At 69.0% G+C, this 17,294-nt stretch carries 13 protein-coding genes and 1 riboswitch; of the genes, 9 read left to right on the top strand and 4 right to left on the bottom strand.

All coding sequences use genetic code 11. The features are described 5' to 3' along the window. Positions 1-24 precede the first annotated feature (24 nt). Positions 25-2,334, top strand: coding sequence for a carbohydrate binding family 9 domain-containing protein (locus tag ASC95_RS12160; protein ID WP_057297953.1), 2,310 nt, complete (start codon positions 25-27; stop codon positions 2,332-2,334). 70 nt (positions 2,335-2,404) lie between these two features. Here the strand turns inward: ASC95_RS12160 and ASC95_RS12155 are convergent, their stop codons facing one another. Beyond that, on the bottom strand, positions 2,405-2,950 hold the full coding sequence (locus tag ASC95_RS12155; RefSeq protein ID WP_057297952.1) for an RNA-binding protein: 546 nt from the start codon (positions 2,948-2,950) through the stop codon (positions 2,405-2,407). Positions 2,951-3,183: 233 nt separating this feature from the next. On the opposite strand from ASC95_RS12155, the gene ASC95_RS12150 reads away from it, so the two are divergent. The 8 genes from ASC95_RS12150 to ASC95_RS12115 are packed head-to-tail and all read left to right on the top strand — an operon-like array spanning position 3,184 to position 11,715. Continuing rightward, entirely contained in the window at positions 3,184-4,083 is a 900-nt protein-coding gene (locus tag ASC95_RS12150) for a hypothetical protein (RefSeq protein ID WP_057297951.1), read from the top strand. Next, on the top strand, positions 4,080-4,859 hold the full coding sequence (locus ASC95_RS12145; protein ID WP_057297950.1) for a helical backbone metal receptor: 780 nt from the start codon (positions 4,080-4,082) through the stop codon (positions 4,857-4,859). Before ASC95_RS12150 ends, ASC95_RS12145 begins: the two co-directional genes overlap by 4 nt. A gap of 41 nt (positions 4,860-4,900) precedes the next feature. Next, positions 4,901-5,542, top strand: coding sequence for a MarC family protein (locus ASC95_RS12140; RefSeq protein ID WP_056191866.1), 642 nt, complete (start codon positions 4,901-4,903; stop codon positions 5,540-5,542). A gap of 4 nt (positions 5,543-5,546) precedes the next feature. Further along, positions 5,547-6,572, top strand: coding sequence for a nitronate monooxygenase family protein (locus ASC95_RS12135; RefSeq protein ID WP_057297949.1), 1,026 nt, complete (start codon positions 5,547-5,549; stop codon positions 6,570-6,572). Continuing rightward, positions 6,569-7,237, top strand: coding sequence for a two-component system response regulator CreB (gene creB, locus ASC95_RS12130; protein WP_057297948.1), 669 nt, complete (start codon positions 6,569-6,571; stop codon positions 7,235-7,237). Before ASC95_RS12135 ends, creB begins: the two co-directional genes overlap by 4 nt. Positions 7,238-7,247: 10 nt before the next feature. Beyond that, positions 7,248-8,669: a two-component system sensor histidine kinase CreC gene (gene creC, locus ASC95_RS12125; protein WP_057297947.1), complete on the top strand. Its 1,422-nt coding sequence runs from the start codon at positions 7,248-7,250 to the stop codon at positions 8,667-8,669. Between the two features lie 59 nt (positions 8,670-8,728). Continuing rightward, on the top strand, positions 8,729-10,021 hold the full coding sequence (gene creD, locus ASC95_RS12120) for a cell envelope integrity protein CreD (RefSeq protein ID WP_057297946.1): 1,293 nt from the start codon (positions 8,729-8,731) through the stop codon (positions 10,019-10,021). A 44-nt stretch (positions 10,022-10,065) separates the two neighbouring features. After that, a complete protein-coding gene (locus ASC95_RS12115; protein WP_057297945.1) occupies positions 10,066-11,715 on the top strand; it encodes a GMC family oxidoreductase in 1,650 nt (549 codons plus the stop codon). A gap of 36 nt (positions 11,716-11,751) precedes the next feature. Here the strand turns inward: ASC95_RS12115 and ASC95_RS12110 are convergent, their stop codons facing one another. The 3 genes from ASC95_RS12110 to ASC95_RS12100 are packed head-to-tail and all read right to left on the bottom strand — an operon-like array spanning position 11,752 to position 16,969. Next, entirely contained in the window at positions 11,752-13,164 is a 1,413-nt protein-coding gene (locus ASC95_RS12110; protein ID WP_057297944.1) for an ATP-binding protein, read from the bottom strand. Continuing rightward, complete coding sequence (locus ASC95_RS12105) at positions 13,161-14,810, bottom strand: sensor histidine kinase (RefSeq protein WP_057297943.1); 1,650 nt, start codon at positions 14,808-14,810, stop codon at positions 13,161-13,163. The genes ASC95_RS12110 and ASC95_RS12105 overlap by 4 nt, the downstream gene beginning before the upstream one ends. Next, positions 14,810-16,969, bottom strand: a complete 2,160-nt coding sequence (locus tag ASC95_RS12100) for a S8 family serine peptidase (RefSeq protein ID WP_057297942.1) — start codon at positions 16,967-16,969, stop codon at positions 14,810-14,812. Before ASC95_RS12100 ends, ASC95_RS12105 begins: the two co-directional genes overlap by 1 nt. Before the next feature lie 111 nt (positions 16,970-17,080). After that, positions 17,081-17,171: riboswitch (cyclic di-GMP riboswitch) on the bottom strand. Between the last annotated feature and the right edge of the window lie 123 nt (positions 17,172-17,294).

Raw genomic sequence — 17,294 nt, 5'->3', positions numbered from 1 at the left:
GGCGGCCGACCTCGGACGAAATTCATGATTTTTCGCCTTCTCGGCTCGGGCATGGCCCTGGGCCTTTGCGCCCTGGTCCTGCCCGCCTGGGGCAACACCCCCGAACTTCAACACCCCACCGCCCTGCGCCTCGCAGCCGGCGAAGCCACGCCTGTCATTGACGGGCAGCTGGATGACGCGGCCTGGCTGCGCGCGCCCGTCTACGAACGCTTTGCGCAGTTCCTGCCCGCCGACAAGCAGGCCGCGCGCTGGCGAACGACGGTGCAGGTTCTCGTCACCGAGGACGCCCTGGTCTTCGGCATCCGCGCCTGGGACCCCGAGCCCGGTCGCATCCGCGCCCCGCTGGCCCGCCGAGACCAGGTCAAGGCCGACCAGGACTTCGTCTCCGTCTTCATCGACCCCGTCGGCCATCGCCGCACGGCTCAGTACGTGCGAGTCAGTGCGGCCGGCGGCGTCGAGGACGGCCTGTTCGCGGCAGAAGAGGACACCGAGGACTCGGCGCCAGACTTCGACCTCCACGCCGCGGCGACCCGCCTGCCCGATGGCTACAGCATCGAGCTGCGCTGGCCCATCGCGGCGCTGAGGTTCCCTCACGATGGCGGCGCACCCTGGCGCATCATGGTCGCGCGCAACATCCCCCGCGAAGATCGCACGCTCAACGTCAGCTCGCCGGCCCTGAACAAGGATGCGCTGAGCTTCATCGCCGAGCTGCAGCCGCTCGATGGCCTGGGCGATCTGGTAGAACAGGTGCGCGAACGCAGCTTCATCGGCTTTCGGCCCGAGCTGACAGTGCGCTCGACGAGCGACAGCAGCGACGAGAGTGGCACCCGCCGCACGCGCAAGGCCTCGCTGGGCGCCGAGTTCAAGTGGCGACCGCGCGCCGACTGGGTGCTGGACGCAACGCTCAACCCCGATTTCTCCCAGGTCGAACTCGACGCACCCCAGCTCGCCGGCAACACGCGCTTTGCGCTCAGCGTGCCCGAGAAGCGCCCCTTCTTCCTGGAGAGCGCCGACGTCGTCGGCCCGACCCAGCCCGATGAGTCGGGCGAGAACCGCAGCCTCGCGGCCTTCTACACCCGTGCCATCACCGACCCCGACTGGGGCCTGCGCGCCACCTGGCGCGGCGCGGGTGCCGAGGCCACCGCCCTGCACCTGCGCGACGCGGGCGGCGGAACGGTGTTGCGCGCCGGTGCCTTTGCGACGCGCAGCGGCGTGCAGCCACGCGGCTCCCAGGCCAGCTTCGCGCGCGGCCGCACGCAACTTGGCGACCTCGGCCTGGCGGGCCTGGTGTCGCTGCGCGACTTTGGCAAGGGGCTGACGACCCAGGTCATCGGCAGCGACGCCGTCTGGCGTGCCGGCGACAACGACCAATGGCGCGGCCATCTGCTGCTGTCCGATACGACGCTGGGCCTGGACGCCGACGGCCAGGTACTGCGCGTGAGCCGCGAGCGCGGCCACCGCGCCTGGGCGGCCTGGCGCCACCGGGATGCCGACTGGGCGGCCAACGTCAACATCGAGGAGATCAGCCCTCGCTTTGCCAACGACAACGGCTTCGTCAACCAGAGCGGCATTCGCCGTGCGTCGGCCTTCGGCTATCTGCGCCTGGGGCCACGGGAGTTCGCCGGCATCGACATGCACGACCACGAGGCGCAGTTGAAGCTGCAGGAGACGCGCACCCTGGCCGACCCCGTGCTCGGCGTGACGGCTGCGCAGGTGGTCGACCGCCTCTTTCAGCCAGGCTTCTGGTTCGCTGCCGCACGAAATACCGGCGTCTGGGGTCATGTTGGCCTGGACAGCCACCGCGCCAGGAGTGGTGGCCCGCTGCATGCGACGCGCACGCTGCTGATCGGCATCGAGTCCAACCCGGGCGAACTGCTGAACTACGTGGATGCCGAAGTGGAATGGGGCCGCCGCCTGGATGTGGACGCCGATCGCGTCGGCCTGGGGGCACAAGCCCAGGTCCAGGCTCGGATGCGCCTGCCACTGCCCGCTGGGTTGTGGTTGGAGTTCGAGCAGCGCTTCGGCTTGGCCTGGATTGACGCGCCCGACGGCCACCGTGCCTTCGCCGACCGCAGCGCCCAGAGCCTGGTCGTCTTGCACCTGAGCCCGCGCGACTCCCTGCGGCTCATCCACCAGCAGACCCGCTTCAACCGCCGTGATGACGCCGGCTCGAACCTGGCCGCGCAGGATGACAGGGGGCGGGTGCTGTCGGTGATGTTCCAGCACCGTATCGGGCTGAGCCGCATCATCAGCCTGGGCCTGAACCGGGCTCGTCAACAGCCGGGGGCCGTGCGCGCCAGCGAGGTCTTCGCCAAGGCGACGCTGGGGTTCTAGAGATGCAGTCCTGAAAAAGACAAAGCGCCCGAAAGGGCGCTTTGCTCAGATCTCTTGCGAGGCTGTGGGATCAATAGCCGCCGGAACGGCCACCGCCGCCGTAGCCACCGCCGCCACCACCGTAGCCGCCGCCACCGCCAGAGCGGCCACCGCCGCCACCGCCGTAGCCGCCGCCACCGGAGCGGCCACCGCCGCCACCACCGCCGTAGCCACCACCACCGTAGCCGCCGCCACCGCCGCTGCTACCGCCGCCGCCGTAGCCGCCACCACCGGAACGGCCACCGCCGCCGCCGCCGTAGCCGCCACCACCACCAAAGCCGCCACCGCCGGAACGGCCACCGCCGCCGCCGAAGCCGCCCGGACGCTCTTCACGAGGACGAGCCTCGTTGACGACGATGGCGCGGCCTTCGAGGGCCTGGCCGTTCATGCCGTTGATGGCGGCTTGCGCCTCAGCGTCCGAACCCATTTCGACGAAACCGAAACCCTTGGAACGGCCCGTCTCGCGGTCCATCATGACCTTCGCAGAGGTCACCGTACCAAATTGACCGAACGATTCTTGCAGCGATTCGTCACGCACGCTGTAGGCCAGATTGCCCACATAAAGCTTGTTTCCCATGGGGAAGCCCTTCTCTACTCAAAACCAAAAAACCATGTGGAGCTTCAACCCTACGTGAACCATTCAAGCGAAGGTGCGGCGTCCAGACACAGGCAATTGATTATGGTGGCGGGGTAAAGAGATTGCGGAACGCCACTCCGGCAAGTGTTGTTTTTCAGAGCTAGCACAAACCCTGGCGCCTGGGAGCCCTCACGGTCCCGTCATCGATACCATCGCCGTCCGAGCCCGAATTCATGACGCCAAGCCTGATCTCCGCCCTGTCCCGAGTCCTCGCCAGCGTCGATGCGCTGCGCAATCTGCGTGCCCTTTATGCCTTGCTGGCCAGTTTTTGCGTTGCCGGCCTGCTGCTGGCCATGGCCCAGTCGGCCCTGATGCGCGAACAGACCATCTTGAGCGCCGTCTGGCTGGGCCTGGCCCTGGCTGTCGCTTTTTTTGGTGTCAATGCCACCGGACTGATGCTGATGGACCAGGCCCGTGGCCTGCCGGTGCGTGACCCCCAGGACGCCCTGGCCGACGCGCTGCGCAGCGCTCACCGCGTGCTGCTGGCCCTGCTGGCCTGCGTGGCGATGGCCGGCGCGGTCGTGCTGACGGTGGTCGGCCTGCTGTGGGCGACCCGTTGGCCGGTCATCGGCCCGCCGCTGTTGGCCGTCGTACTGCCAGCAGGCGTGCTGGCCCTGGGCGGCCTCAGCTTTGTCCTCGTCATCCTCATCGGGCCGCTGGCCGGGCCGGCGGTGTGGGCCGGGCGGCGCAGCGCCGGGGTGCTGGGCTTTCTGCGTGAGCGCCTGCGTCACGGCCTGCCGGAAACCGCCTTGCTGATAGCCACTGTCTATCTGATGACGGCCCTGGCCACGGCGGCTGTCAGCTTTGTCGTCGTCAGCGGCGGGCGCCTGGTGGCGGGTCTCGCCATCGTCGGCGCTGGCATCGAACTGCCGCCCAACCAGTTGCTGGCCGGCGTCATGGGCCTGGGGCCGCGCGCCTTCGGGGCCAGCGGCCTGCCGCTGCAGGGCGGGTCGCTCGGCATGGCTGCGCTGATCGGCGGCGGCGTCGTCTTCGCCATTGCGCTCGTGCTGCCGACCCTGGTCTGGCTGCGCGGCTGCTGCGCCGTCTATCTCGCCGTGACCGAGCCGGAATGATCGCGCCACGAATTGCCTCACTTGTGCCAAGCGCGACCGAGACGCTGGTGGCTTTGGGGCTGGGGCCCCGCCTGGTGGCCCGCACGGGTTTTTGCATCCACCCGGCCGAAGCCGTCGCCAGCGTGCCCAAGGTGGGAGGCACCAAGGACGTGAACCTCGCCAAGCTGAGAAAACTCGCGCCAACCCATGCCATCGTCAATGTGGACGAGAACCGGCTGGAAACGGCCGAGGCGCTGCGGGAATTCGTTCCTGAGGTCATCGTGACCCACCCGAGCCGGCCCGAGGACAACCTCGCGCTGTTCGAGCAGTTGCGTTCGGCCTTTGCGGGCGAGCCGGGCGTCAGCGCGCGTGCCGCAGCACTTTCGGCCGAATTCAGCGCCGCGCTGGACCGCTGTCGTGGCCAAACTTGGCCGGGCGAGAAGGTGCTCTACCTGATCTGGCGCGACCCATGGATGACAGTGGCGCGCGACACCTATGTCTCGACGCTGCTGGCTGAAGTCGGTTGGCACACCTGGCCGGATTTGCTCGGCGGCGAGCATGGCGCCGGCCGCTACCCGGCGCTTGCTGGCAACGAAGCCTGGCTTCACGGCATCGACCGCGTGCTGCTGAGCTCCGAACCCTACCGCTTCGGCGCCGCGCACACCGCCGAGGCGCAGGCGCTGTGCCCGCAGGCGCGCGTGCAGCTGGTCGACGGCGAACTGCTCAGCTGGTGGGGTTGCCGCAGCGCGGCAGGGCTGGACTATCTGCGCACCCTGCGCGAACACGCAGAGGCTTGAGTTTCGGCCTTGACAGCAAGGGCCCGCCACAATCAGCCGTCATGGATATCTACAAGCCCCTCGTCGCGCTGCTGGCCATCGTGAATCCGGTCGGCGTGGTGCCTTTCTTCATCCACTTCACGTCGGCGTTCTCGCGCACGCAGCGGCGCAAGACCATCCTGGTCAGCGCCAGCACCGCCGGCATCGTCATCGCGCTGAGTGCGCTGTTCGGGCTGAAGATCATCGAGTTCTTCGGCATCTCGCTGGCCAGCTTCCAGGTCGGTGGCGGCTGCCTGCTGTTGATCAGCTCGCTGCAGATGCTCAACGCCCAGCCGGCCGAGGCGCGCAAGGAGGATGTGTCGGAGGGCAACACCAAGGCCGATGCCGGCGCCAGCATCGCCGTCGTGCCGCTGGCCATCCCGCTGCTGACCGGCCCGGCCACCATCTCCACCATGGTCATCTACGCCGACAAGACGCGCGTCTGGTGGGAGCTGGCCGTGCTTTGCGGCTATGGCGTTGTCGTCGCCCTCGTCACCTTCGTGGTCTTCTCCGCGTCCAGCAAGATCGCCAAGGTGCTGGGCCAGACCGGCATCAACATCATGACGCGGCTGATGGGCCTGATCCTTGCCGCACTGGCGGTGGAGCTGCTGGCCGACGGGCTGATCAAGCTTTTCCCGGTGCTGGCCGCACGAACCGTGGGGTGACGACATGAGCCTGTTTGACCTGCCTCCCATCTGGATGGCGCCGATGGCCGGCGAAGCGTCCAGCGCCGCGCTGGTGGCCGCCGTCAGCGCAGGCGGCGGCTTCGGCCAGCTCGGTGCCGCTTACCTGACGCCGGCACGCATCACCGAGATCGCCGCCGACATCCGCGCGCGCACCGACCAGCCCTTCGGCATCAACCTGTTCTGCCCGCAACCCTGGCTGCGCGACGACAGCGCGCTGGACACCTACCTCGCCCGCCTGGCCCCCTGGCACACCGAACTGGGCCTGTCGACGCCGGCGCGGCCGGAGCGCTTCGAGGAGGACTTCGACGCCCAGCTCGAAGCCACCATCGCCGCCCGGCCGGCCGTCATCAGCTTCGTCATGGGCGACCCCGGCGTGGCGCGCGTGGCGGCGTTGAAGGCGCAGGGTTTCACTGTGCTCGGCACGGCCACGCAGGTGGCGGAAGGCCTGCTGCTGCAGGCCAGCGGTGTGGATGCCGTCATCGCCCAAGGCTACGAAGGCGGTGGCCACCGCGGCGGCTTCCTGGGAAGCGTGGAAGGTGCGCTGATCGGCACGATGGCGCTGGTGCCCCAGCTCGTCGATGCGCTGGATGTCCCCGTCATCGCGGCCGGCGGCATCGCCGACGCACGTGGCGTCGCGGCGGCGCAGGCGCTGGGCGCCAGCGCAGTGACGGTCGGCACGGCCTTCCTGCTGGTTGAGGAATGCCCGCTGTCGCCGGCCTACCGCGCCGCCCTGCTGGCCGCGAGCGACGCCGATTCGACGCTGACCCGCGCCTTCTCCGGCCGCCTGGCCCGCGGCGTGGCCAACCGCGTCACGCGCGAGCTGGAAGGCGTGACGCTGCCCGCCTTCCCGCAACCCAACGCGGCCAGCCGGCCGATGCGCCAGGCGGCGGCCAAGGCGGGCAATGCTGACTTCATCAGCCTGTGGGCCGGGCAGGCGCTGCCGGTCAACCGTGCGCCGGGGACAGCGGCTGAACTCGTCGCGGCACTCGCGAAGGGCTGGCACGCTTGAGCGTCACCATCCTGCTGCTGGAGGACGACCCCGCCATCGCGGACACGGTCGCCTTCGCCCTGAAGCGCGAGGGCTTCGTCGTCGAGCACCGCGCCTGGCTGGCCGAGGCCCGCGAGCGCCTGCGCGCGGCACCGGCACCCGAGCTGCTCGTCCTCGATATCGGCCTGCCCGACGGCCACGGCCTGGACTTGTGTCGAGAGCTGCGCAATGGCCCGCTCGCTCGCCTGCCCATCATCGTGCTGAGCGCGCGCAGCGAGGAGATGGACCGCGTGCTCGGCCTGGAGCTGGGCGCCGACGACTACCTCGCCAAGCCCTTCAGCCCGCGCGAGCTGGTCGCCCGCGTGCGCGCCCTGCTGCGCCGCGCCCAGGCCGCGCCCGCGCCAACGCTGGGCTTCACGGTCGACGGCACGCGAGTCAGCCTGGACGGCGCGCCGCTCAACCTCACCAAGCTGGAGCTCGGCCTGCTGACGCATCTGCTGCGCGCGCCGCAGCGCATCCACAGCCGCGACGCGTTGCTGGACGCCGTCTGGGGCAGCAGCGCCGAAAGCACGGACCGCACCGTGGACACCCACATCAAGACGCTGCGCGCCAAGCTGCGCGAGGCGGCGCCGGAGCGCGACCCGATCAAGACACATCGAGGTCTCGGTTACTCGCTGGAACCCTGATGGCCGAATCATGAGATTGGGCCTCAGAGTCTTCTTCGGCTTCTTCCTGATTGCCGGCCTGAGTGCTGTGCTGCTACTCAAAGTCTTCCTGGCCGAGGTCAAGCCCAGCGTGCGCGAGGTCATGGAGGACCTGATGGTGGATACGGCACATCTGATGGCCGAGACCGCCGCCGACGAGATGGACGCCAACGGCCTCAAACCCGGCAGCCCTCTTGCCGAGCGGCTGCAGCGCTATGTGAAGCGCGAGGTCGACGTGCCGATCTGGGGGCTGCGCAAGCAGAGCCTGGACCTGCGCATCTATGTGACCGATGCGCGCGGCCGCGTCGTGCTCGACTCCGGCCAACCCTCGGCCGTGGGCCAGGACTATTCGCGGTGGCGCGACGTGGCGCTGACGCTGCGTGGCGACTACGGCGCGCGCTCGACGCGCTATTCCGCGGACGACCGCAGCACCATCCTCGTCGTCGCGGCGCCCATCCTCAAGGACGGCCGCACGCTGGGCGTCGTCAGCGTCGCCAAGCCGGTGGCCAGCGTGCAGCGCTTCATCGACCGCGCCGAGCGCCGCGTGTTCTGGGCTGGCGCGGTGCTGCTTGCGGCCAGCCTTGTCATCGGTGTCGCGGTGACGTTGTGGCTCGTCGCCTCGGTACGGCGGCTGCGCCGCTATGCCCAGCAGGCCCAGGCCGGCCAGGCGATTGCTCCGCCGGCCATGCCCGGCGAGTTGGGTGACCTCGCCCATGCCATGGACGACATGCGCCGCCGCCTCGAAGGCCGCGAGCAGCTCGAACACGACGTGCGCGCGTTAACGCATGAACTGAAGAGCCCGCTGGCCGCGCTGCGCGCCAGCGGCGAGCTGCTGCAGGACGAGCTGCCCGCCGCCGACCGCCAGCGCTTCGCCGCCCAGGTGCTGGACCAGACCGCGCGGCTGCAGACGCTGGTGGAGCGCGTGCTGGCGCTGTCGCAGCTGGAGGCCCAGGTGGGGCCGGGCGAGCCCCAGCGGATTGCGCTGGCCGACTGGGCCGAGGCCCAGCTGGAACGACAGGGGCCGCGCCTCGCGCAAAAAGGTCTGGGCATCACCTGGACGGCTCGCGAGGCCGTGGCCATCGAGGTCGACACCGGGCTGCTGGAGCTGGCCTTCGGCAATCTCCTCATCAACGCCATCGACTTTGCACCGGACGGCTCCATGCTCGAACTGGCCGTCAACGCGACGCCAACGACTGCGCGCCTGACGCTGCGCGACCGCGGCCCCGGCGTACCCGCGGCGGCGTTTGCCCAGTTGGGCAAACGCTTCTTCTCCACGGCGCGGCCCGGCAGCCTCGTCAAAGGCTCGGGTCTGGGCCTGGCCATTGCGCGCCGCGTGGCCGAACTGCATGGCGGATGGCTGGCTTTCGAGGCGGCGGGGCCCGGGCTGCGCGTCAGCTTGGTTCTTCCGCGCTGACTTCACCCTCACTTCACACACTTCGTTGTCCGCTCACCGCCGCTGGCGATGCTGGCGGCATGAACAAGCACCCCCTCTTCCTCAAGCTGGTCATCCTGGCCGTCATCACCCTGCTGCTGGTCGTCGTGCTCGGCGAAATCCGCGGTCTTGCGCATGAGCGCCAGGCCCGGCAGCGCGAGGCTGAGCAGAACGTCGAACAGTCGCTCGCGGGCCCGCAGACGCTGCTAGGCCCCATCCTGCTGCGCCAATGCACCGAGACCTGGGCGCCCTACAAGGATGGCGTTCAGACCCGCAACTTCGCGCATCGGTTGCCGCCCGCGCAGTTGCAGGTGAGTGGCGACCTCGTGCCCGACCCACGCCATCGCGGCCTGTTCAAGGTCAACACCTACGCCGGCAAGCTGACCCTGCTGGCGCGCTGGGAGGAAACCTCCGGCCTGACACCCCGGCCCGACAACGCCGGCGGCCACGTCGAATGCGGCGATGTCATCGCGATGTTCTCAGCCAAGGATGCCCGCGGCCTGCGCAAGGTCACGCTGACGCGCGACGGCCACGCGTTGACCGTCAGGCCCGGCACGACGGACACCGCCTACCCCTCTGGCCTGCATGCCGTGCTGCCGGCCCCGGCTGCCGGCGAACGCCTTGAGCTGAAGCTGGTCGTGGACCTGGCCGGCACGCAAAGCCTGGCCCTCGTGCCGGCCGCCAGCGACACGACCATGACGCTGGAATCCAGCTGGCCGCATCCGAGCTTTGGCGGGCGCTTCCTGCCCACGGGCAGCGACATCAGCGACGACGGCTTCAAGGCGCGTTGGCAGGTCACCGAACTGGCCAGCGGCGGCGTCGCCGACGTGATCGCCGGCAAGGGCAACCTGGACACGCTCGCCGTTGACCTGATCGACCCCGTGAACCCCTATGTGATGAGCGACCGTGCCATCAAGTACGGCCTGATGTTCATCGCGCTGACCTTCGTCACCGTTGGCCTCACCGAATTGCTGACCGGCCGGCGCGTGCACCCGGTGCAATATCTGCTCGTGGGCCTGGCTCTGAGCCTGTTCTTCCTGCTGCTGCTCAGCCTGTCGGAGCACCTGCCCTTCCTGGTGGCCTACCTGATCGCGGCCGGAGCGGCGGCCCTGGTGCTGACGCAATACGCCGCCGCCATGCTGGGCGGCTGGCTGCGCGGCGCGGCCTTCGGCAGTGGCATCGCGTTGCTCTACGGCGCGCTGTACGTGCTGCTGAGCCGCGAGCAAGCGGCCCTGGCCATCGGCGCCATCTTGTTGTTCACCGTGCTTGCCACCGTGATGACGCTGACACGCAAGCTGGACTGGTACCGCCTGGGGAGCGCCAACGCCGAGTGACGTACGCTCGGGGTTTCGCCCTCCGCACGCCCAGTTAGCGCTCAATGTCCCGACAAGGTTTCGACTACATCATCGTGGGCGCCGGCACCGCCGGCTGCCTGCTCGCGAACCGGCTCAGCGCCAAGCCCGACAAGCGCGTCCTGCTCATCGAGGCCGGCGGCAAGGACGACTACCACTGGATTCACATTCCCGTCGGTTATCTCTACTGCATCGGCAACCCGCGCACCGACTGGTGCTTCAACACCGAGGCCGAGGCCGGGCTGAACGGCCGCAGCCTGCGCTACCCGCGCGGCAAGGTGCTGGGCGGCAGCTCCAGCATCAACGGCATGATCTATATGCGCGGCCAGAGCCGCGACTACGAGCACTGGGCCGAGGTCACGGGAGACGACACCTGGCGCTGGGAGCGCGTGCTGCGGGCCTTTCGCAAGCACGAGAACCACTGGCGGCTGGACAAGCCCACGACGGCGCCCGAGGGCTTTGCCGCCGTGCACGGCCACAAGGGCGAGTGGCGGGTTGAGCAGCAGCGCCTGCGCTGGCCCATCCTCGATGCATTCGCCACCGCCGCAACTCAGGCCGGCGTCCCGGCCACGAGCGACTTCAACGCTGGCAACAACGAAGGCGTGGGCTATTTCGAGGTCAACCAGAAGAAGGGTTGGCGCTGGAACACGGCCAAGGCCTTCCTGCGGCCAACCACGTTCGGGCGGCCCAACTTCGAGCTGTGGACGGGCGCCCAGGTGCGCAAGCTGCGCCTGCTCAAAGACGACACGGGTCTGCGCTGCAGCGGCGTCGAGGTGCTGACCCCTCATGGCGTCGAACAGCCCTGGCTCAACGTCGGTGGCGAGGTCATCCTCGCGGCCGGCGCCATCGGCTCGCCGCAGATCCTGCAGCTCAGCGGCCTCGGCCCGGCAGATCTGCTGCAGAGCCTGGGCATCACCGTTGAGCAGCACCTGACCGGCGTCGGCGCCAACCTGCAGGACCACCTGCAGATCCGCGCTGTCTACAAGGTCGACGGCGCGAAGACGCTGAACACGCGCTCGGCCTCGCTGCTGGGCAAGGCCATGATTGGCCTGGAATATGCGCTGCGCCGCAGCGGCCCGATGAGCATGGCGCCCAGCCAGCTCGGCGCCTTCACGCGCAGCCACCCCGACAAGGTCTGGCCCGACCTGGAATACCACGTGCAGCCGCTGTCGCTGGACGCTTTCGGTGAGCCCTTGCATGGCTTCAACGCCTTCACGGCCAGCGTCTGCAACCTCAACCCGACCAGCCGCGGCACCGTGCTCGCCACTTCGCCCGACGCGACCGTGGCGCCGGCCATCCGGCCCAACTACCTTTCCACCGACGCGGACCGGCATGTCGCTGCCGAGAGCCTGAAGCTGACGCGCCGCATCGTGTCCCAACCAGCGCTGGCCGGCTTCAAGCCCGAGGAATACAAGCCCGGGCCGCAATACCAGACCGACGAGGAACTGGCGCGCCTGGCCGGCGACATCGCGACGACCATCTTCCACCCCGTGGGCACCTGCCGCATGGGCCGCAAGGACGACCCCGGCGCGGTGGTCGACTCGCGGCTGCGCGTGCGCGGCGTGAGCGGTTTGCGCATCGCCGACGCGAGCGTGATGCCGACAATCACGAGCGGCAACACGAATTCGCCGACGTTGATGATTGCGGAAAAGTTGGCGGGGTGGTTGGCGCAGTAGCCGTTCGGTGCACCGGCCTGGGCCCTGTCACCGCACTCAGCCCGGCGTCGCCTCGGCGCGCCGCATCGGCAGCGTGACACGGAAGGTCGTGCCGCTGCCGACCTGGCTGTGCACGTCGATGCGCCCGGCGTGCTTTTGCACGATGCCGTAGGACAAGGACAGCCCAAGCCCTCTGCCCTGGCCGATCGGCTTGGTGGTGTAGAAGGGCTCGAAGATGCGACCGAGCACTTCCTGCGGCATGCCGCAGCCGGTGTCGGCCACTTCCAGCCACACATGCGCGTCGCCTTCGCAACCGGTTCGAAGCGTGATCGTGCCGCGAACCCCGTTGTCGATCGCATGGGCTGCGTTGACGACCAGGTTCAAGACCACCTGGTTGATCTGCGACGGCATGCAGTCGACTTCCGGCAAGCGGTCGAACTCCCGCACCAGGTCGGCCTTGTGCTGCACTTCGCCAGCGACCAGGTTGAGCGTGGATTCGATGCCCGCGTGAAGGTCGACGCGCTGCCATTCCTGCCCGGCGTCGACGCGTGAGAAATCCTTCAAGTCCTGCACGATCTGGCGAACCCGCATCAGGCCCTCGCGCGACTCCTGGATCAGCGCCGGCATGTCGTCGTGCAGGTAGTCCAGGCCCACCTGTTCCCTCTGTGCAGCAAGCGATGCGGCCAGGCTCGCGGGCAGCTGGCCCTCGGCCGCGCGGTAGGCGCCGAGCAGCCCGAACAACTGCTCCTGGTAGGTATCCAGCGTGCCGTGGTTCGCAAAGACGTAGCCGATCGGGTTGTTGATTTCGTGCGCCACGCCGGCGGCGAGCTGCCCGATGGACGCCAGGCTCTGTGATTGCACCAGCTGGGTCTCGAGTTGCTTGCGCTCGGTGATTTCCGCCTGCAGCGCCGTGTTCGCCTGCGTCAACTGGGTGGTGCGAGCGGCCACCGCGGCTTCCAGCTGATCGATCTGCGCGGCAGCCTGCTGCGTGGCCTGCCATTTCGCAGCCAGCGCGTTGGCCAGCTGGCTCACCTCGATGTTGTCGAAGGGCTTTTTCAGGATGAGCAGGCGGTCGCGGGTGTCCAGGCGCTGCAGCACCTCCTCCCATGAGGCATCGGAGTAGGCGGTGCAGAAGACCACCTGCAGTCTCGGGTCGGCCCGCCAAAGGCGCTCGACCGTCTCCACGCCATCCCAGCCGGGCGGCATGCGCATGTCGACGAAGGCCACCGCATAGGGCCGGCCCTGCGCCAGCGCCTCGACCACGCGGGCCAGGCCTTCCTGGCCCTGGTAGGCCGAGTCGAGTTCGAACGGCTGGGCGGCTGCGGTGATCTCGTCGCCGAACAACGCCGCCTTGGCGGCTTCCAGCGCCGAAGCGGCGCCGATCTCCGGCGCGAGGATCTTGCGGAAATCCTCATGGATCGTCGGCATGTCGTCGACCAGCAGGACGCGACGGTTCTCGAAGGAGTTCATGCCTGGGTGTCCGTGGCAGCGGTCAGAGGTAGCTCAAGCGTGAAGGTGGCCCCGGTTCCGGGACCGTCGCTGTGGGCAATCAGCGTACCGCCCATCTCCTGCGCTGCCAACACGCAGCTGTGCAAGCCAAACCCGTGGCCGTCCTGCTTGGTCGTGAACCCGTGCGCAAAGATGCGCGTGAGATTCTCCGGCGCGATGCCGCAACCGTTGTCGGCAACGGCCACCTGGAGGCGATCGCCTTCAACCGCCCGCACCCGCACCACGATGCATTGCCCGACGCCGGGCGACGCCTGCAGCACCGCATGGCGCGCGTTGCCGATCAGGTTCACCAGGATCAGCAGCGTCCGGTGCTTGTCCAGCATCAATGCCGGCACATCCTCGAATTCGCGCTCCACGCGCAGCGGACCGATGCCACCGGTATCGATGCGCAGCGCATCCTCGATCAAGTCGGTGATGCGCGTCGATTCGACCATGCTGGACGCGCCGGCGTAGGACTGCTGCGTCGCCACGATTTCCTTGATGTGGCGCACGCTGCGCGTCAGCGCCGCCAGCTCGTCAAGGATCTGCTGGCGCTCCTCGGCCACCGCCACCGAAAGTTGCTTTAGGTAGCTTGGCAGCAACTTCCCGCGCGCGTCGCGGGTGAGGTAGTCGCCCAGGTCGTGCGCATGCGCGTCCAGCAGCGCCACCGCGCGGGCCAGCCCCGCCGCCTCCGAACTGCGAACCTTGCCGCTGATCAGCTCGGCTGACACGTTGACGCTGTTGAGCACATTGCCCACGTTGTGCAGCACGTTGGTGGCGATCTCGGCCATGCCCGACTGGCGCGCGTTCTCCAGCGCCTGCTTCTGCGCCAATTGCTGCTCACGCGCCTTGCGCACCGCTTCGGCCGCTTCCTCGCGGCGGAAGAAGAAGTGGCCGGTCGTCAGCAGGATCACGATGATCGGCGTGGCCGCGACGACGACGACGATGCCCGACTGCCGAAAGCTGAGGAACAGCAATGTCGCCACCGAGGCGTTGCCCGCATAGGCGATGCCAAGCCAGCCGAATGCGTCGACGAAGGCCCGGACCGACAGCGGCTCGTTGCGCTTGAGCCGCGGCACCGCCGTGGCCATCACGGTGTTCAGCACGAAGTAGCCGAGCGCAAACAGAATGGCGCCCAGCAGGATCAGGCTGTCGCTCTCCAGTTGATGGTTGCGCAGTTCACCCAGCGCAACGTGCAGCACCGTACCGGCGCTGAACATGGCAATGGCCGCCATCGCGGGGCTGGCGATGCGGCTGGTCCAGCGCTTGGAGGTGCGCCAGGCACCGACCAGTGCTTCCGCCGCCGACGCCACGGCCGCGGCCTCCGGCCCGTTCAGCAGCAGCAACAGGAAGATGAAGATCTCGCCGGCAGTGAACGAGTTCGTTGAACGCGGAATCCGCACCGGCACCAGCCCGGCCAGCATCGCCAGCAGCGTACCGCCCACCACGCGCAACCAGGCATCCGGCGAAAGGCTCACGACGTGGCGCAACGAGTGCGCGAGCACCACCGCGCCGATACAGACCACCGCCCACCAATACACCGCCGCCTTGCGGTTGTAGTCCGGCATCAGTGCCTGATGGACACGCCGAGGCCAGCTCACGCCGGCCTCGGCGGCGGCAGCCGCCATCATCGTTCGCCCGTGCGGGCCACTTCGCTGAGCACGACACCCTCGCTGAGCACCACGCCCTCGCTGAGCACGACACCCTCGCTGAGCACCACGCCTTCGCTCAGCACCACCCCTTCGCTGAGAACGACCCCTTCGCTGAGGACCACCCCCTCACTGAGGACAACGCCTTCGCTGAGCACCACGCCGCTGCCCGACGCCAGCCAACCGGAAAGCGTCGCGGTGGGGACGAAGACGCCCGTGCGACCCAGCAGCGAACTGCGGCCGGCCAGCGTATTCAGCGCGATGACGCCGTCGGTCAGGAAGCGCTGCCCCGACGGCACGGGAGACGCCGTGATCATCGACAGCGCCGCGCCGGGGCGGATCTGGACAGTAACGCGCGTCGCGCTGCCGCCCACCCAGAACAGGCCCGGGTCGTACGCCGGCTGGTAGCGGGTGAAAAGCGCGCTGCCGGAGTAGAGATGGCGCCCGCCGGCGAAGATGATGCGACTCCAGGGCACCGACTGACCGCCGATGATCGACACCGGCACGGGCATCACCTGGCCGGGCGCCAGCAGCGGCGCACCCGCCGCGATGCGGCCGCTGGCGATGACCGTGGCGAGATCGCTGCGCAGCGCACCGGCCAGCCGCACCGCGCCGTCGACGTTCAACAGGCCGGCGCCCTGTTGCAGCAGGTTGGCGCCTGGCAGGGCCTGCGCGGTGTACTGCAGGATCGCCTTCACCAACGGGGGCGTCAGGCCGGGGTTGGCCTGCAACATCAGGGCCACGGCACCGGACACCACCGGCGCGGCGACCGAAGTGCCGCTCAGGTCCATCAGCTCGCGGCCCCGCGGCTGCGCCGTGCCGCCGTAGGGCGCCGACAGCGAGGGGAAGTCCGTGGCGAGCGTGCTGCCGGCCGCCATCGGGCCGACGATGCGGTTGCCCGGGGCCACCAGGTCCGGCTTGAGCAGGTTGTCGGCGACGCGGCGCCCGTCGGGCAGGAACAGGCCGCCGCGGGTGGGCCCGCGGGAACTGAAATGGTTGACCGCGTCGTCGCTGCGCGAGGCGGTCGCCTGCGTGTTGGCCGACCCCACGGTGATGACCGAGGGCTCGTTGCCCGGCGAGCTGATCGTGCCGTAGCGCTCCTGACCGGAGGCGTCCGTGCCGTAGTTGCCAGCGGCCACGACCACCACGAGGCCGGCTGCACTCGCGCCGCGCAGAGCGCCGCACAGCGGGTCGGTCCGATACGACTCGGTCGAATCGGCGGCGAGGCTCACGTTGAGCACGCGGATGTTTTGCTGCTTCGCATGCGCGATGACCCAGTCGATCCCGGCCAGCACATCGCTCAGCTCGCCTTCGCCGCGGCTGTCAAGCACCTTGACGTCGACCAGCGAGGCCTGGGTGGCGATGCCGCTCGACTCGGGCAGACGCGACGTCGAGCGGCCTGCGGCGACGCCCGCGACATGCGTGCCGTGGCCATACGGATCCGCCCCGCCCGCCGCTTGCTGGCGTTCGTCGAGCGCCGCGTCGGATCGGTCGACGCCGGGCTGCCAGGCGCGGCCCGCGCCGCCTTGCGTCACCTTCTCAAAATCGACGGCGCGTGCGACCCGCGAACGCTGGCCATCGGTGAACGCGGTGTGGTTCCCAGCGATGCCCGAATCCAGCACGGCGATGGCGACGCCCGAGCCGTCCAGGCCCCGCGCCGCGCCGATCGTGGCGGCACGCACGTCGGCTGCGCCGGTGGAGGCCTCGGTCAGGCTGAACGTGCGGGCCGCGCGCCGGTTCGGCGAGATGCTCTGCACGTCCGGCCGCGCGGCGAGCGCGTCGACCTTGTCGACGGGCAAGGTCACGAAAAGCGCCGGCACCGACTGGTAGCGCCAGTGGACGGTGCCTCCCGCCGCCACGACTGCGCGGCGGAGCTCGGCCAACTCGGCATCCCGCCCGTCGCTGACGACCAGGGTGTGCACATAGCGGCGACCGGCCAGTTCCTGTTGCCAGCGCTGGCGAGGCGCAGCGGCCGAATCGACAGCCTGGCGCAGATCGGCGGCGACCTTCTCGCGCGGTGCGGCCCTCGCCAGTGCAGGCCACAGCAATGCAGCCAGCGTCAGCAGCAGCGCAAGCGCCGCATGCAGGCGCCACTCGATCAGGACTACGAATCGAAGAGGGAGCGTGGTGGACTTCATGGACAGCTTTCGTTGTTGCGCTGACTACTACGCAAACGCCCGGTCGGGCGTCGCGCCGCATCCGGCGACGGGAGAGCTGCCATGTCGACGGCGATCTGCCGGCGGCTTGTCCTTGGCAACCCCGCTGTCGTAACCCGCCAGGCGGGCCTTAGACCGGAAGCTTTGCGACCCCGGCTTTCGCTCGGGTGTGCCTTTGTCATCAGTGAAAAAAATGTATCTGAAATCGCGTCGTAACGCTGTGAACAAGTGGCGCTTCCGGGTCCGTTCGGCCACCGTTACACATCCATGATCCAGCCTCACAGCGACGCGTGAAACCGGTCAGTTA

The sequence above is a fragment of the Pelomonas sp. Root1217 genome (genome assembly GCF_001425705.1).
Taxonomy (GTDB): domain Bacteria; phylum Pseudomonadota; class Gammaproteobacteria; order Burkholderiales; family Burkholderiaceae_C; genus Pelomonas.
Note: the sequence above shows the minus strand (reverse complement) of the source record. Positions and strands in the feature narration are given on the sequence as shown.

Bases quoted from the DNA above. Each gene is read 5' to 3' on its own strand.
- ASC95_RS12100 (WP_057297942.1), bottom strand. From the start codon at position 16,969: ATGAAGTCCACCACGCTCCCTCTTCGATTCGTAGTCCTGATCGAGTGG.
- ASC95_RS12150 (WP_057297951.1), top strand. From the start codon at position 3,184: ATGACGCCAAGCCTGATCTCCGCCCTGTCCCGAGTCCTCGCCAGCGTC.
- ASC95_RS12115 (WP_057297945.1), top strand. From the start codon at position 10,066: ATGTCCCGACAAGGTTTCGACTACATCATCGTGGGCGCCGGCACCGCC.
- ASC95_RS12110 (WP_057297944.1), bottom strand. From the start codon at position 13,164: ATGAACTCCTTCGAGAACCGTCGCGTCCTGCTGGTCGACGACATGCCG.
- ASC95_RS12135 (WP_057297949.1), top strand. From the start codon at position 5,547: ATGAGCCTGTTTGACCTGCCTCCCATCTGGATGGCGCCGATGGCCGGC.
- creD (WP_057297946.1), top strand. From the start codon at position 8,729: ATGAACAAGCACCCCCTCTTCCTCAAGCTGGTCATCCTGGCCGTCATC.
- ASC95_RS12105 (WP_057297943.1), bottom strand. From the start codon at position 14,810: ATGGCGGCTGCCGCCGCCGAGGCCGGCGTGAGCTGGCCTCGGCGTGTC.
- creC (WP_057297947.1), top strand. From the start codon at position 7,248: ATGAGATTGGGCCTCAGAGTCTTCTTCGGCTTCTTCCTGATTGCCGGC.
- ASC95_RS12155 (WP_057297952.1), bottom strand. From the start codon at position 2,950: ATGGGAAACAAGCTTTATGTGGGCAATCTGGCCTACAGCGTGCGTGAC.
- ASC95_RS12140 (WP_056191866.1), top strand. From the start codon at position 4,901: ATGGATATCTACAAGCCCCTCGTCGCGCTGCTGGCCATCGTGAATCCG.
- ASC95_RS12145 (WP_057297950.1), top strand. From the start codon at position 4,080: ATGATCGCGCCACGAATTGCCTCACTTGTGCCAAGCGCGACCGAGACG.
- ASC95_RS12160 (WP_057297953.1), top strand. From the start codon at position 25: ATGATTTTTCGCCTTCTCGGCTCGGGCATGGCCCTGGGCCTTTGCGCC.